The following is a 13,690-nucleotide window of genomic DNA, read 5'->3' as shown; positions in this document are numbered from 1 at the left end:
CACAGGCAAAGGGGTCACACCCGTCTGCGGGCCGGTAGCCCGGACAGATGCGCAGCATCGCCTCCAGGAAATGAGCCGGATCAGATGCCTGCGCGTGGCTTCATCCCGGGGGCGGCGCTTGACGCGCCTTGCCCGGGCTACGGGTTTATAGCCGTCTGCGACCCGGGATTTTCAGTCACGGGTTCAATCCCGTTTTTCCGTGGTCCTTAATGTTGGCTTAATATTGTTCGGCGAAACTATCCTCAATCTACTGAGGATAGCGTCATGCAAAAATTAACCTTCCGCGAATACCTGGCAGTTACCTGCGCCTTTGTAATTGTCGTTGCCTTCTTCCATCAGTGGGTGCTGACGTTCTGACGGGACGTTTTAGGGAAGAGCACCCAGGCGCGAACTCCTGGGCCGGGTTGACGGTTATGTAAAAAGAACTGGGCATCGTGTAACTGGGCGATGCGGGTTACGATACTGAGCCCCAGACCAATACCACCGTAGCGGCTGTCCATGCGCACAAACGCTTTGCTCAATTCACCGCTTTTCGCTTCATCAATTCCCGGACCTTCATCTTCCACCGCCAAAATTGACGTCAGGCCAGGCTTTATCGACACGCGAATCGTCGACCCCGCAGGGCTGTAACGATGCGCGTTTTCCACCAGGTTACGTAAAATCACCCGCACCAGCGTAGCGTCGCCTGACACAATCGCCTCACCACTTCCTTCATCAAGCACCAGCTTCTGTTGCCGCTGTGCCAGCATCGCCTGTAGCTCATCTTGTAGCGGTTCGACAACATCCTCTTTCAGCGCCACCTGCTGATAGCTCCCGGCGGAAAATGACTGACCGACGCGCGCCAGCTGAAGCAATTGATTGATGCTGTTGGTCATTTGATCGAGCCGCTGAATCAGCGGGTCTACGCTGACGCTGTGGACTTTTGCCAGCAGCTCCAGATGCAGACGCAGCCCGGCCAGCGGCGTGCGCAGCTCATGGGCGACGTCGGCGGTAAACAGACGTTCGCGATCGAGGGTTAAATTCAGGCGGGAGACCAGCTGATTAATCGCGGTGGTGACTGCAGTAACTTCCGGTACCGATTCTTTCAGGGCGATTGGCTGCAAATTATCCGGGGTGCGGCTTTCCAGCTCCTGCTGGAGGTTGGAAAGCGGTTTGGTGATTTTTTTCACTGCGAGCAGAGAGATATATAGCGCCAGGCCGATAATCAGCAGGCTTGGGATCAACAGGCTGGCGACCGCTTCACGGACTTCATGCTCAACATGCTTTTGGTTGTTATGCCCCTCAATGGCGCTAGCAACCAGTAACTGAACCTGTTCTTTGCTCTCATGCCACAGCCAGAATACGCTGATTAACTGACACACCACCAGAATGGTGCCAATAGTCAGCAGCAGCCGGTGGCGCATGGTCCAGTTTTCACTCGCAAACAGAGCCATAGCGTTATTCCGTCTCCCCATTATTAACCAGCATATAGCCGAAGCCCCGGACGGTGCGGATCCGCGCTTTACCCACCTTATCGCGCAGATTGTGGATATGCACCTCCAGGGTGTTGGTAGCCGGTTCGTTATCCCAACTGTAAATATCGTTGTAGAGAATTTCGCGGTGCACCGGGCTGCCCGCTTTCATCATCAGGCGGGAGAGCAAGGCGTACTCTTTCGGCGTTAAATCGAGGGACTGCTCGCCGAGCCAGACCAGACGGCGGGTGACGTTCAGGCGCAGATTGCCGATAGTCAGTTCGTTGTCTCCCTGATTGTTATGACGACGCAGCAAGGCGCGAATGCGCGCGTTCAGCTCTTCCAGGGCAAACGGTTTAACCAGGTAGTCATCCGCGCCGGTATCCAGGCCGCTGATGCGGTCATCAACGGTATCGCGGGCGGTAAGGATCAGCACCGGCTGGCTAAACTTCTCCCGGCGCATGCGCGCCAGGAAATGCAGGCCGTCTTCATCCGGCAGGCCCAGGTCGAGCACCACCAGACTGTAGTGATTGCTGGCCAGAGAGAGCGCCGCTTCATGAGCAGTAGACACGCCGTCGCAAACGTAGCCCTCGCTTTGCATTGCCAGAATTAATCCTTGTAACAGGAGCGCATCGTCTTCAATGACTAAAATTTTCATCGGCCTGCCTCTCTACATGGCGTTAAAATATCGTCTGTTGCCTGGTACTCGTGGGTGCTGACTCCGAGCAGACCGAGCAGGGTGGAGAAGAGATTATCCTGCGAATACGGTTGTGTTTTCGCTTTTTGCTGCAAACACTGTCCGGATACGCCATAGCGCTGTTGATAATCCGGCGACAGCCACAGCAGCATCGGCACATGCTTTTGCGTATCCGGCGCGATGGACCACGGCAGCCCGTGTAAATAAACACCATCTTCGCCCAGCGACTCGCCGTGATCTGAGAGATACACCAGGCTGGTGGTAAATTTATCCTGCTTCGACTGCAATAATTTTATCGCTTTATCGACCACATAATCGACATACAAAATCGTATTGTCGTAGGTATTGGTGAGCTGCTGCTGAGTGCAACCCTGTATCTCATTGGTGTCGCAGGTCGGTGTGAACTGCTTAAACTGCGGCGGATAGCGATTGTAATAGGTCGGACCGTGGCTGCCGATAGTATGCAGAACGATAATCCCGTCCTGTTGCAAACCGTCGATGTAGCTCTCCAGGTTATGGAATAACACTTCATCGTAGCACTCGCCGTCGATGCACTGACCGCTCAGATTGAGATTGGTTACGTTCTGGTGCGGAACCCGGTCGCAGGCCCCTTTGCAGCCGCCATCGTTGTCGCTCCACAGTACCTTAACTCCTGCGCGTTGCAGGATATCCAGTGCTCCCTCCTGATGCTGCGCCAATTCTTCATCATAGTGGGCACGCGGCATATTAGAGAACATGCACGGCACGGAAACTGCCGTGGCGGTGCCGCAGGAGGTGGTATTCGGGAAATAAACCACATTATCTTGCTTCAGGCGCGGGTTGGTTTCGCGGGAATAGCCGTTGAGCGAAAAATTCGCCGCTCTTGAGGTTTCGCCTAACACAACAATGGTCAGGTTTTTCTTCGCTCCGTTGCGCATTTCCGGCTTCTGCACGGCGTCTTCGCCAATTTTTACCAGAGGCAGATTGGCCATTCTGTTATGTGCATACCAGGAATTCATCGCCACAATACTGTTCGACGGACTCAAAGATTTCACCAGCTCTTTGTTATTGCGAAACACCGAGGCGTAATCTTTATAAAACAGCGCGGCGACCAGAATAATCAACAGTGCTGAAACCACGATGCTGAGCAGGCGCACGGCGACGCCGCGCCATAACGTTTGCGGTTTACGAATTTTAACCCACCAGACGACAGCTACCGCCAGAACCCCGGAAAGGCCGAGTATCAGAACCATTTTGCTGGAGAGCAGGGCGAAACTTTCGGCGGGGGTGGTATCGAAAATATTGGTGATCATTCCCCGGTCTATCACCACGCCGAAGGTCCAGATAAAATACTGAGCCGAAGCGCTCAGCAAGATAAACAGGCTAATCACCAGACGGTCAAGCTTCAGGAACGAGGCGATGGTAGTAATGATGTTCATCACGCTAATTGCCACTATCGGCATGCTGAGGAACACCAGCCAGTTGTGCAGGCCGTTGACCGGCAGCAGGGTAAACACCTGACGATAGAAGGCGAGATTCAGTACCAGCCCAATATAGCAGGCAAACAGAATCAGATAGGTTGTACGGCTAACCACCGGCCGACGTAAAGAAAATAGTGACATAGCGACGTCCACATAAAGAGATGGTCGCTATGTTGCCGATGTTTTTTTAAGACAACCTTAAGATTTTAAGCCTGGCTGGATTGGTGGCCAGAATAACGCTGCTTTGAGAATTAGCCTAATGCCTGAATCGCTTTTTCCAGCGCGCTGCGTAATAGTTGCCGATCGTGGCGATAAGGGACATCGCTGGCGTCCAGCGGCGTCTGGATAATCACCCGATGCTCAATACCTGTGATGTCCGCTTTCGGACCAATCACTAACGCGTCAATCACCCGCTTGCCGATATGTTGCTCCATAATGGCCACCCGGTCCGACAGCGCCAGGCTGGCGGCAGGGCTATGTTCTTTACCGAGGTTATCGATAAACACCATCGGTGCGGGCGTGCGGCGCAGCGCTTGCGCCACCTCATCGAGCAAGATAATGGGCATCAGGCTGGTATAGAAGCTACCTGGTCCGATAAGGATTAAATCGGCTTCGGCAATAGCCTCTATCGCTTCGCGAGTGGTGGGAACCGGTGGGGAGAGCATCAATTCGCGCGGCACGCAGGCGAGCTGGTCAATATTCACTTCGCCGTAGACTTCATGCCCTTCGTGGTCAATCGCCATCAGGTCGACCGGTTGTTCCGACATGGGAATCAGCAGAGCGTCGACTTTAAGCAGATTTCTGATCAAATTGATCGCTTCAAGAGGCCGCACGCTCAGGTGATCCAACGCCTTTAACATCAGATTTCCGAGGTTATGTCCGGAAAGTTCCCCGTTACCGCTAAAACGATATTCAAACATTGCCGACGCTACGCTGGGTTCGGCAATAAGCTGATTAATGCAGTTACGCATGTCTCCCCAGGCGATGCCACCTTCCGCGCGGCGAATTCGCCCCGTGGAACCACCGTTATCAGTGGTGGTGACAATGCCGGTCAGGCGTGAGCCAAGGGAGGAGAGTGATGACATTACCCGGCCCAGCCCATGTCCGCCGCCCAGAGCCACTACGCGATCAAGATCGGCGAAAGTACGATTGCGCATAAAAATCCCTTCATATCAATTAATCGGGCTCACAGTAACCGATCTTTTCTTAAAAAACGATGCTCGGCCTCTGACATCTATTGTGTAGCACGCTCTGGACATGGCTATTTGCTAAAAGAGGGGGTGTCACACAGTGATAATATTAGCCGGCATTTTAGCCATCCATTCACCGTATTTGCCCGGTGCGAGTTAATTCCCTGCCGCCTGGCGACAGAAACTCCCCTGTATTTGCAACCGAGATAATCTGAGTTAAGTATCGCTCCTTTTTCTGATGAATCAGGTCAGTACGGGCTGATTGATAAGCGTGGGGGTTGGGTTGTCGAGCCTGTTTACGATCTTATTTCTCGCTATGATGCCAGCGGCTTTTGTTGTGCTCAGCGCTGACAGGGTCGAAAAGGATGACATAAAGTTTGGTGCAATTATCACGCTTGCTGAAGTCTATTACGCAGAAAATGAGTGGGGAGAGTATGAGTTTCTGGAGTCTGACTACGCCGATAACATCAAAAAGCATTATCAGGATTTAAAGACGCGCCTGACTCTGCTGTTCGGTGCGCCTGTTGATGAATGGGAAGGACATTACTGCAAATGGCGGCTGGCGAAACGCCGGGGGCTGTTAACACTACAACACTACCTTGAATACGGCGGCGACTTTGAAAAGCAGGTGGTGCTGTAGATCGACGATAATGACGCAGGATGACAAGGTCTGCCAGGCCTTGTCATAAATCAACGATGCTAGCCCGCATAGCTGACGCTCTTCAGACGAAGCATGTTGTTGAGCAGCACAAATTCGAAATTGGTTGAATGCTCGCAAAGCTCCGACAGGCCGGGCAACTGTTTGTTCGATCCGCTTCCGAAACCAGCAAACAGCCCGTCATCAGTAAATTCAGCTCTGGCAACGGCATCACAGGTGCCATTCACAAAATGTTTCTGGCCGTTTTCCTCGTAATAATAGCGATTTTCATCGCTGCCGTCGGCGGGGTGATATTTCCGGCCTTGTTCCTTTGCCGATAATGCATTATCCCGATACTCCTTGATGGTCAGCGTCAGCACATCGGATGGGATCGAACTCAATTTCCTCATTTCTTGCAGTATCTCTGCCGAATGTTTATCAAATATCGCCTCGGTGATTGCCTCGGGAGGGTTGTCATCCTGCTCGGGCCAGAACGCTGGCCATTCCCACTGAAGAGGAAAAACGATAAAAGACTTCACTGCGGCGATATTTTTCGTCTTCAGCGCTTGCTGGAACAGCTGGAATTGCCTCAGGACCTCACGTTTCTGCTGGGTACTAAGCTCAGCGTTTTTTATGGGGTTTGCCGCAACGGAATGTTGTGTTCTGAACGCTCTGCAACGTGCCGCCAGATCGTCAAAAGGCTGGCCCTCCTCAGGAGATTCCAGTCCGGCATAAACCTCACAGGGTAGAGTGAGGTCAGCATCGTTGAAATACCACCAGGGCGGTTCTGACGCACAGATCGTCATCTCTTTTACGCGCCATTGCCCGGCGGTTTTATTCAGGATGACCCACAGCATTTTATCAAGGTCGGCATCGCATTCTTTCGCTTGTAACCAGTCGAGCTTTTGCCCCTCAGATGCGACGATGTCCCCGACCAGAATGGCCCATTCGTTGCTGATATTTAAGCGATCGACTTTTATACGTACCGCCTGTCCGGCCTGGCTTGCAGCCTGTGGACGAAGGGCGTCCAGAATGGCTTTTCTTTCCGTGCTCTCAATCAGTTTCGCTGAGGATAAAATAAGCTTGCTATTGTCATGTCCGGTTTCGGCATGCTCAAGTTTGCCGGTACACGGCTCGGCGGCGAAAACGGAACCGCTGCAAAGCGTGAGCAGGGCCAGGATAACGTGAAGAGATCGGTTCATCGTAATGTTACGTCCTTTGTAGACCGATTGTTAACTGTTAACTTATTATTTTCATTGAATAAGTCTCTTTCCTTGCTTCTGCGGCGAGAATATCACTTTTTGCTGGGTAACCATAAAATACCTGACGGTTTTGTCTCGGGTGGAGGGCGAATAGCAGAACGAGGGATTACGCTGTGTTCTCACTAACTTAGCGTAAAAAAAGCTATATATATCCGCTATATACATCATTACATAACGAAATGTGGGTATGGCGAAACCACACTTAACGCGCTACTATTTGGTGTAACCCACTAACACTCTAGCCTCTGTGCCTGTGTCGCAAGATATGGTGCTTTGGCCGTGACAGCCCCGGTTGTCGCCAGGGCGCGGAAAGAAATGACCGCGTCTCCCGTATTTGGAAAGGTGTCTATGGCTTCACAGCTTACCGATGCATTTGCGCGGAAGTTTTACTATCTGCGCCTGTCTATTACCGACGTGTGTAACTTTCGTTGCACCTATTGTCTGCCCGATGGCTACAAGCCCGGCGCCGTCACCAATAAAGGCTTTCTCAGCGTCGATGAAGTTCGTCGCGTCACGCGTGCATTTTCAGCCCTTGGCACGGAAAAGGTGCGCCTGACTGGTGGAGAACCTTCGCTACGTCGTGATTTTACCGACATTATTGCCGCCGTGCGGGAAAACCTCTCTATTCGTCAGATTGCGGTGACCACCAACGGCTACCGGCTGGCGCGCGATGTTGAAAACTGGCGCGATGCTGGGCTGACGGCGATTAACGTCAGCGTGGATAGCCTCGACGCCCGCCAGTTTCACGCCATTACCGGCCAGGATAAATTTCGCCAGGTAATGGACGGCATCGATGCCGCTTTTGCTGCTGGCTTTGAGAAAGTTAAAGTCAACACCGTGCTGATGCGCGACGTTAACCATCACCAGCTCGACACCTTTCTGGCGTGGATCCAACCGCGCCGCATTCAACTGCGTTTTATTGAGCTGATGGAAACCGGCGAGGGTAGCAACCTGTTTCGCCGCCATCATATCTCAGGCATGGTGCTGCGCGACGAGCTGCTGCGCCGCGGCTGGATCCATCAGATCCGCCAGCGTAGCGACGGCCCGGCGCAGGTCTTTTGCCATCCGGATTATGCCGGTGAAATCGGCCTGATCATGCCGTATGAGAAAGATTTTTGCGCCACCTGCAACCGTCTGCGCGTCTCTTCCGTTGGCAAACTGCACCTGTGCCTGTTTGGCGAAGGTGGCGTTGATCTGCGCGATCTGCTCGCTGAAGAAGAGCAGCAGGCCGAGCTGGAAGCACGCATTTCCGAAGCGTTAACGCATAAAAAACAAACCCATTTCCTGCATCAGGGCAACACCGGTATTACGCAGAACCTGTCGTATATTGGCGGATAATTCATTTTAAGGAGCGAACAGATGAGTCAGGCCAGCGCTGAGTTTATCCCGACCCGTATTGCAATTCTTACCGTTTCAAATCGACGTGGCGAAGAGGACGATACCTCCGGCCACTGGCTGCGTGATGCGGCGCAGGAAGCGGGGCACACCGTCGTCGATAAGGCGATAGTTAAAGAGAACCGTTATGCTATTCGCGCCCAGGTCTCGGCGTGGATCGCCAGCGATGACGTGCAGGTGGTGTTGATCACCGGCGGCACCGGTTTTACCGAGGGCGATCAGGCGCCGGAAGCGCTGCTGCCGCTGTTTGACCGCGAAGTTGAAGGCTTCGGCGAAGTGTTCCGCATGCTCTCTTTTGAAGAGATCGGTACTTCGACGCTGCAATCCCGTGCGGTTGCTGGGGTGGCGAACCGCACGCTGATTTTTGCGATGCCGGGCTCAACCAAAGCCTGTCATACCGCATGGGACAATATTATTGCGCCGCAGCTCGATGCGCGTACCCGTCCTTGCAATTTCATCTCTCATCTTAAGAAGTAATTTATGTCGCAACTGACCCATATTAACGCCGCGGGCGAAGCGCACATGGTTGATGTCTCCGCGAAAGCGGAGACGGTTCGCGAAGCGCGCGCCGAGGCCTACGTTGAAATGCAGGCGACGACGCTTGCCATGATTATCGACGGCAGCCATCACAAAGGCGACGTTTTCGCCACCGCACGAATCGCCGGGATCCAGGCGGCCAAACGTACCTGGGAGCTGATCCCGCTGTGCCACCCGCTGATGTTGAGCAAAGTTGAAGTCAATCTACAGGCGCAGCCGGAACATAACCGGGTGCGCATCGAATCCTTGTGCCGTTTGACCGGTAAAACTGGCGTGGAAATGGAAGCGTTGACTGCCGCTTCCGTCGCCGCGCTGACGATTTACGATATGTGCAAAGCGGTGCAGAAAGATATGGTGATTGGCCCGGTGCGCCTGCTGGCGAAGAGCGGCGGCAAGTCCGGCGATTTCAGAGTGGAAGATACCCATGATTAACGTTCTATTTTTTGCTCAGGTGCGCGAACTGCTCGGCACCGATTCCCTGACTCTCGAGCCGAATGGGCTTTCCACGGTTGAAGCCGTTCGCCAACAGTTGGTTACGCGTGGCGACCGCTGGGCGCTGGCACTGGAAGAGGGTAAGCTGCTGGCGGCGGTGAATCAGACGCTGACCTCGTTTGATCATCCGCTGGTAGCCGGTGATGAAGTGGCATTCTTCCCACCGGTTACCGGAGGCTAAGATGACGCAAACCCGCATTGTGGTCGGCCATGAGCGTTTTAAGGTCGGCGATGAATACCCCTGGCTTGCCGAACGCGATGAAGACGGCGCTGTGGTGACGTTTACCGGCAAAGTGCGCAACCATAACCTGGGCGATAGCGTGAAAGCGTTAACCCTTGAGCATTATCCGGGGATGACTGAAAAGTCGTTGGCGGAGATTGTCGAACTGGCGCGCGAGCGCTGGCCGCTGGGGCGGGTAACGGTGATTCACCGTATCGGGGAGATGTGGCCCGGCGAAGAAATTGTCTTTGTCGGCGTCACTAGCGCCCATCGTAGCAGCGCGTTTGCGGCCGGGGAATTCATTATGGATTATCTGAAAACTCGAGCCCCGTTCTGGAAGCGTGAAGCAACGCCGGAAGGGGAGCGCTGGGTCGATGCGCGGGATAGCGACAGACAGGCGGCAGAACGCTGGTAGTGTGGTACGCTTAGAGGATAAATTTCGTTAATCAGGAGATAGTCATGGACAGATACCCTCGTTCCGATTCAATCGTGCAGGGCCGCAGCGGCCTGCAAACTTATATGGCGCAGGTTTATGGCTGGATGACGGTCGGGCTGCTGCTCACTGCGTTTATCGCGTGGTTTGCCGCTAATACCCCAGCGGTCATGATGTTTGTGTTTTCCAGCAAAATCACCTTTTACGGGTTGATTATCGCACAGCTGGGGCTGGTCTTCGTGCTCTCTGGCATGGTGCAACGGCTCAGCGCCGGGATGGCGACGACGCTGTTTATGCTCTATTCGGCGCTAACGGGATTAACGCTATCGAGCATTTTCATCGTCTATACCTACTCGTCAATCGCCAGTACTTTTGTGGTCGCAGGCGGCATGTTTGGCGCGATGAGCCTCTACGGTTATACCACCAAACGCGATCTCAGCGGCTTCGGCAATATGCTGTTTATGGGGCTGATTGGTATTTTACTGGCATCACTGGTGAATTTCTGGCTGAAGAGCGAAGCGCTGATGTGGGCAGTGACCTATATCGGGGTCGTCATCTTCGTCGGCTTAACCGCTTATGACACCCAGAAGCTGAAAAACATTGGCGAGCAGATTGATGTTCGTGATGCGTCAATGCTGCGTAAATACTCGATTCTTGGCGCTCTGACGCTGTATCTGGACTTTATCAACCTGTTCCTGATGCTGCTGCGTATTTTCGGCAACCGCCGCTAAACCCTTCCCGGATGACGGCGCGATGCGCCTTATCCGGGCTACCAAACCGCAGATAACGGTTAACCTGTAGCCCAGTCAGCGCAGCGCCACCGGGGAATCTTCACTACTCTCCCGCCAGCTTACGCTCATTTTTTGCCCGCAGATGCTTCGCCCGACTCTCCAGAATCAGGTAGCCGATGGTCGCCAGCAGCAGCGGCAGGAAGTAGTACAGCGCACGGTAGGCAAGCAGGGCGGCAATAATCGCGCCGCGTGAAATTTCTTCCCCGGAAAGCATCGCGATAAACACCGCCTCAAGAACGCCGATGCCAGCAGGAATATGCACGATAACGCCGGCAATACTGCTCACCAACAGCACCCCGAGCACGAGGAAGTAGTCAACCTGCTGGCCTAACAGCAGCCATATTATTGCCCCCATCGCCATCCAATTCAGGGTGGAAACTGCCATCTGCAACAGCGCGAATCGCCAGGAAGGCAGCACCAGGCGCTGGCCTTTTATCGTCAGATGACGCTTTTTAGCAAAAGCGCAGGCCCACAGATAAAACGCGGAAATCAGCAGCAAAACGATGCCCAGAATTTGCAGCGATTGCTGGCTGATATACCAGCGTTCGGGGACTTGTACCATTCCAGCGCTAAAGATGATGCCGCCGAGCAGAATATAGCCCAGCCAGTTGGTGGTGATGCTCAGCGAAAAGATGCGAGTAATGGTTCCACCGCTTAGGCCCAGACGCGAGTAGAGTCGGTAGCGCATGCCGATACCGCCCACCCAGGTGCTCAGCGTCAGGTTAAAGGCGTAGCAAATAAATGACACCAGCATCACCTGGCGCTTTGCCAGCTTATGGCCGCAATACACGCGCCCGAGCAGGTCATAACAGCCATAAATCAGGTAGCTGGCGATAACCAGTCCTGTCGCGCTCAGCAACGCCGTGCGGTTATAGTCGCGAATAACTTTCCACACTTCCTGCCAGTCAATTTTTTGTGCGTAGACCACCAGCAGCGCCGCGACGGCGATAAAAAACAGCAGCGTGAGGGTTTTTTTCACCATTCGCCAGCGTGGGTGTGATTTCGCCATCAGGATTTCACCTCCTGATTTTCCGGCTCCACGCGATCCTGCGTTTCTATTTCTGGCTGCACTGGTGGCTGAACCCGCGACAGTATCGGCGTATGGGCAGGCAGCCAGCCCACCCAGGCAGGAAAGTGGCGCAGGAAGTGGAATGCCAGCACGCTGATGCCGAGCCGCCACCAGGTCCGTTTCGACAAAATACTCTTATCGACCTGGCGGCAGTCGTTGGCAATGAGTCCGTTAAGATTATCGCGCAATGTCTGGTTGAACTCGCGGTCGTGGATAACCAGGTTAGCTTCCAGATTCAGCGACAGGCTGAGCGGGTCGAGGTTGCTGGAGCCGACGGTGGCCCAGTGATCGTCCGCCAGAGCGACTTTGCCGTGCAGCGGGCGGCGGCGATATTCGAAAATCTGCACGCCGCCCTTCACCAGATAGTGATAGAGCAGGCGCGCGCCAAATTTGACTATCGGTATATCCGGCTCACCCTGAACGATTAATTTGACGCTAACGCCGCGGCGGGCGGCGTTGCGCATGGCGTGCAGCAGCCGATAGCCTGGAAAGAAGTAGGCGTTGGCGATAATCACTTCCCGGCGCGCGCTGGTCAGCATCTTCAGATAGTGGCGTTCGATATCGTCGCGGTGCTCCTGGTTATCCCGCCAGATAAATAGCGCCTGGGCTTCGCCGGGATTACGGTTGATTTCAGGCTTATGTCGACGACGATGCCACCAGCGGCGCGTGGCTTCGCTAGTGGGCAGGTTTTCAAGTTCAAATTGCAGGATATCGAGCACCACCGGGCCCTCAACCTGAACGGCGTAATCCTGTTTGGCCTCCGGGCCGTAGTCGGTCATATGCTCAGCGGAGTAGTTAATGCCGCCGACAAAGGCAGTAACGTCGTCGATAACGACGATTTTTCGGTGCATCCGGCGAAACAGGTTGGTGCGCATACCGAGCAGGCGCGGGCGCGGATCGTAGTAGCGGAAAATGACCCCCGCCGAGGTTAGCTCGCCGACAAAATCGTCGCTTAAATCGGGCGAGCCGTAACCGTCCAGCAGCACTTCAACGCGCACCCCGCGCTGGGCGGCTTTCAGCAACACGGTATGGAGCTGCCTGCCAACGTCATCCTCAAACCAGATAAAAGATTCAAGAATGACCCGCTGCTGTGCGCGGCCAATCGCGGAAAAGACCGCCGGATAATAATTGTCGCCGTTTTCTAATAGCTGAATGCGGTTTCCTTCCTGCCAGCTGCATTTCACAGATGTATCTCCACGCTAAGCGGTGCATGATCGGACAAATGACGCCACTGTTTCAGGGCTAGCGTCTTCGGCTGGCTGGCGTGCGCATTTTTGACGTAGATGCGATCGAGGCGCAGCAGCGGGAAGTTGACCGGGAAAGTACGCGCCGGGCGCCCTCTGGCGCGGGTGAATATCTCCTCCAGCCCGGCCTGGGCCTTTAGCTGCCGGTTAGCCTGCTGTCGCCAGTCGTTGAAATCACCCGCGACCACCACCGGGTCGCCCGCAGGCAAACTGTTCACCCAATCCGCCAGCATGGTCATCTGAGCATGGCGCTGATTCGCGCGCAGTCCCAAGTGCACGCAAATCAGATGAAGAGTTATCTCGCTTTCTGGCGGCACGATGCGGCAGTAGAGCAGACCGCGTTTTTCACTATCGCCGACGGATACATCAAGATTCTGGTAATGCGCGATGGGAAAACGTGAGAGCACCGCATTGCCATGATGCCCTTGTGGGTAGACCGCGTTACGCCCGTAGGCGAAATCGTTCCATATCGTGTCGGCAAGGAATTCATAGTGTGGGGTCTCCGGCCAGTTCTTAATATTCAGCGGGTGAATTTCATGCGCCCCCATCACCTCCTGCAGACAAACGATATCGGCATTGACGCTGCGTACTGCTTCGCGCAATTCAGGCAAAATAAAGCGGCGATTAAACGCATTAAAGCCTTTATGGGTGTTAATTGTTAACACGTTCAACGAAAATCGCGGCGGTTGTTCGTCCATATTTCTCCAGTCAATGTCACTTTCCTGAATGAAATAGTGTAGTAGAGGTCACAAAAAGATGCGGTGATACGGAATTTTCCGTAAAGTGCGGTACTCTGAGTAGCAGAGAAAAAT

The 13,690-nt window shown here is 54.1% G+C and carries 15 protein-coding genes and 1 riboswitch; of the genes, 7 read left to right on the top strand and 8 right to left on the bottom strand.

What is annotated here, in order from left to right; all coding sequences use genetic code 11:
* Nucleotides 1-335: 335 nt before the first annotated feature.
* The 4 genes from pmrB to yvcK all read right to left on the bottom strand — a co-directional run bounded on the left by pmrB (nucleotide 336) and on the right by yvcK (nucleotide 4,765).
* Nucleotides 336-1,433, bottom strand: a complete 1,098-nt coding sequence (pmrB, locus tag DA718_RS19300) for a two-component system sensor histidine kinase PmrB (RefSeq protein WP_112216964.1) — start codon at nucleotides 1,431-1,433, stop codon at nucleotides 336-338.
* 4 nt (nucleotides 1,434-1,437) lie between these two features.
* Nucleotides 1,438-2,109: a two-component system response regulator PmrA gene (pmrA, locus tag DA718_RS19295; RefSeq protein ID WP_112216965.1), complete on the bottom strand. Its 672-nt coding sequence runs from the start codon at nucleotides 2,107-2,109 to the stop codon at nucleotides 1,438-1,440.
* Nucleotides 2,106-3,749: a phosphoethanolamine transferase EptA gene (gene eptA / locus DA718_RS19290; protein WP_112216966.1), complete on the bottom strand. Its 1,644-nt coding sequence runs from the start codon at nucleotides 3,747-3,749 to the stop codon at nucleotides 2,106-2,108. The genes pmrA and eptA overlap by 4 nt, the downstream gene beginning before the upstream one ends.
* Nucleotides 3,750-3,859: 110 nt before the next feature.
* Entirely contained in the window at nucleotides 3,860-4,765 is a 906-nt protein-coding gene (gene yvcK / locus DA718_RS19285) for a uridine diphosphate-N-acetylglucosamine-binding protein YvcK (RefSeq protein ID WP_112216967.1), read from the bottom strand.
* A 255-nt stretch (nucleotides 4,766-5,020) separates the two neighbouring features.
* On the opposite strand from yvcK, the gene DA718_RS31065 reads away from it, so the two are divergent.
* Entirely contained in the window at nucleotides 5,021-5,149 is a 129-nt protein-coding gene (locus DA718_RS31065; RefSeq protein ID WP_112216987.1) for a WG repeat-containing protein, read from the top strand.
* Nucleotides 5,150-5,497: 348 nt separating this feature from the next.
* Here the strand turns inward: DA718_RS31065 and DA718_RS19275 are convergent, their stop codons facing one another.
* Complete coding sequence (locus DA718_RS19275) at nucleotides 5,498-6,637, bottom strand: hypothetical protein (protein WP_112216968.1); 1,140 nt, start codon at nucleotides 6,635-6,637, stop codon at nucleotides 5,498-5,500.
* Between the two features lie 282 nt (nucleotides 6,638-6,919).
* Nucleotides 6,920-7,058: riboswitch (molybdenum cofactor riboswitch) on the top strand.
* On the opposite strand from DA718_RS19275, the gene moaA reads away from it, so the two are divergent.
* From moaA to DA718_RS19245, 6 genes are all read left to right on the top strand, one after another.
* Nucleotides 7,046-8,035 carry a GTP 3',8-cyclase MoaA gene (gene moaA / locus DA718_RS19270; protein ID WP_112216969.1) on the top strand — a complete coding sequence of 330 codons (990 nt, stop codon included), beginning with the start codon at nucleotides 7,046-7,048 and terminating at the stop codon, nucleotides 8,033-8,035. (Overlaps the previous riboswitch by 13 nt.)
* Nucleotides 8,036-8,056: 21 nt before the next feature.
* Nucleotides 8,057-8,569 carry a molybdenum cofactor biosynthesis protein B gene (moaB, locus tag DA718_RS19265; protein ID WP_110276769.1) on the top strand — a complete coding sequence of 171 codons (513 nt, stop codon included), beginning with the start codon at nucleotides 8,057-8,059 and terminating at the stop codon, nucleotides 8,567-8,569.
* Between the two features lie 3 nt (nucleotides 8,570-8,572).
* Nucleotides 8,573-9,061 carry a cyclic pyranopterin monophosphate synthase MoaC gene (moaC, locus tag DA718_RS19260; protein WP_112216970.1) on the top strand — a complete coding sequence of 163 codons (489 nt, stop codon included), beginning with the start codon at nucleotides 8,573-8,575 and terminating at the stop codon, nucleotides 9,059-9,061.
* Complete coding sequence (gene moaD / locus DA718_RS19255; RefSeq protein WP_112216971.1) at nucleotides 9,054-9,302, top strand: molybdopterin synthase sulfur carrier subunit; 249 nt, start codon at nucleotides 9,054-9,056, stop codon at nucleotides 9,300-9,302. The genes moaC and moaD overlap by 8 nt, the downstream gene beginning before the upstream one ends.
* A gap of 1 nt (nucleotide 9,303) precedes the next feature.
* Entirely contained in the window at nucleotides 9,304-9,756 is a 453-nt protein-coding gene (moaE, locus tag DA718_RS19250; RefSeq protein ID WP_112216972.1) for a molybdopterin synthase catalytic subunit MoaE, read from the top strand.
* Between the two features lie 44 nt (nucleotides 9,757-9,800).
* Complete coding sequence (locus DA718_RS19245) at nucleotides 9,801-10,505, top strand: Bax inhibitor-1/YccA family protein (RefSeq protein ID WP_110276765.1); 705 nt, start codon at nucleotides 9,801-9,803, stop codon at nucleotides 10,503-10,505.
* 103 nt (nucleotides 10,506-10,608) lie between these two features.
* Here DA718_RS19245 and DA718_RS19240 read toward each other — a convergent pair whose 3' ends face one another.
* Genes DA718_RS19240 through DA718_RS19230 form a run of 3 tightly spaced genes read right to left on the bottom strand, consistent with a single transcriptional unit; the run spans nucleotide 10,609 to nucleotide 13,576 of the window.
* Nucleotides 10,609-11,574 carry a lysylphosphatidylglycerol synthase domain-containing protein gene (locus DA718_RS19240; protein WP_112216973.1) on the bottom strand — a complete coding sequence of 322 codons (966 nt, stop codon included), beginning with the start codon at nucleotides 11,572-11,574 and terminating at the stop codon, nucleotides 10,609-10,611.
* The gene (gene clsB / locus DA718_RS19235) at nucleotides 11,574-12,818 is read right to left on the bottom strand and encodes a cardiolipin synthase ClsB (protein ID WP_112216974.1); all 1,245 of its coding nucleotides are present in this window, start codon (nucleotides 12,816-12,818) and stop codon (nucleotides 11,574-11,576) included. Before clsB ends, DA718_RS19240 begins: the two co-directional genes overlap by 1 nt.
* On the bottom strand, nucleotides 12,815-13,576 hold the full coding sequence (locus DA718_RS19230; protein WP_112216975.1) for an endonuclease/exonuclease/phosphatase family protein: 762 nt from the start codon (nucleotides 13,574-13,576) through the stop codon (nucleotides 12,815-12,817). The genes clsB and DA718_RS19230 overlap by 4 nt, the downstream gene beginning before the upstream one ends.
* Nucleotides 13,577-13,690: the final 114 nt, after the last annotated feature.

This window comes from Klebsiella huaxiensis, from assembly GCF_003261575.2.
In the GTDB taxonomy this organism is placed as follows: domain Bacteria; phylum Pseudomonadota; class Gammaproteobacteria; order Enterobacterales; family Enterobacteriaceae; genus Klebsiella; species Klebsiella huaxiensis.
Note: the sequence above shows the minus strand (reverse complement) of the source record. Positions and strands in the feature narration are given on the sequence as shown.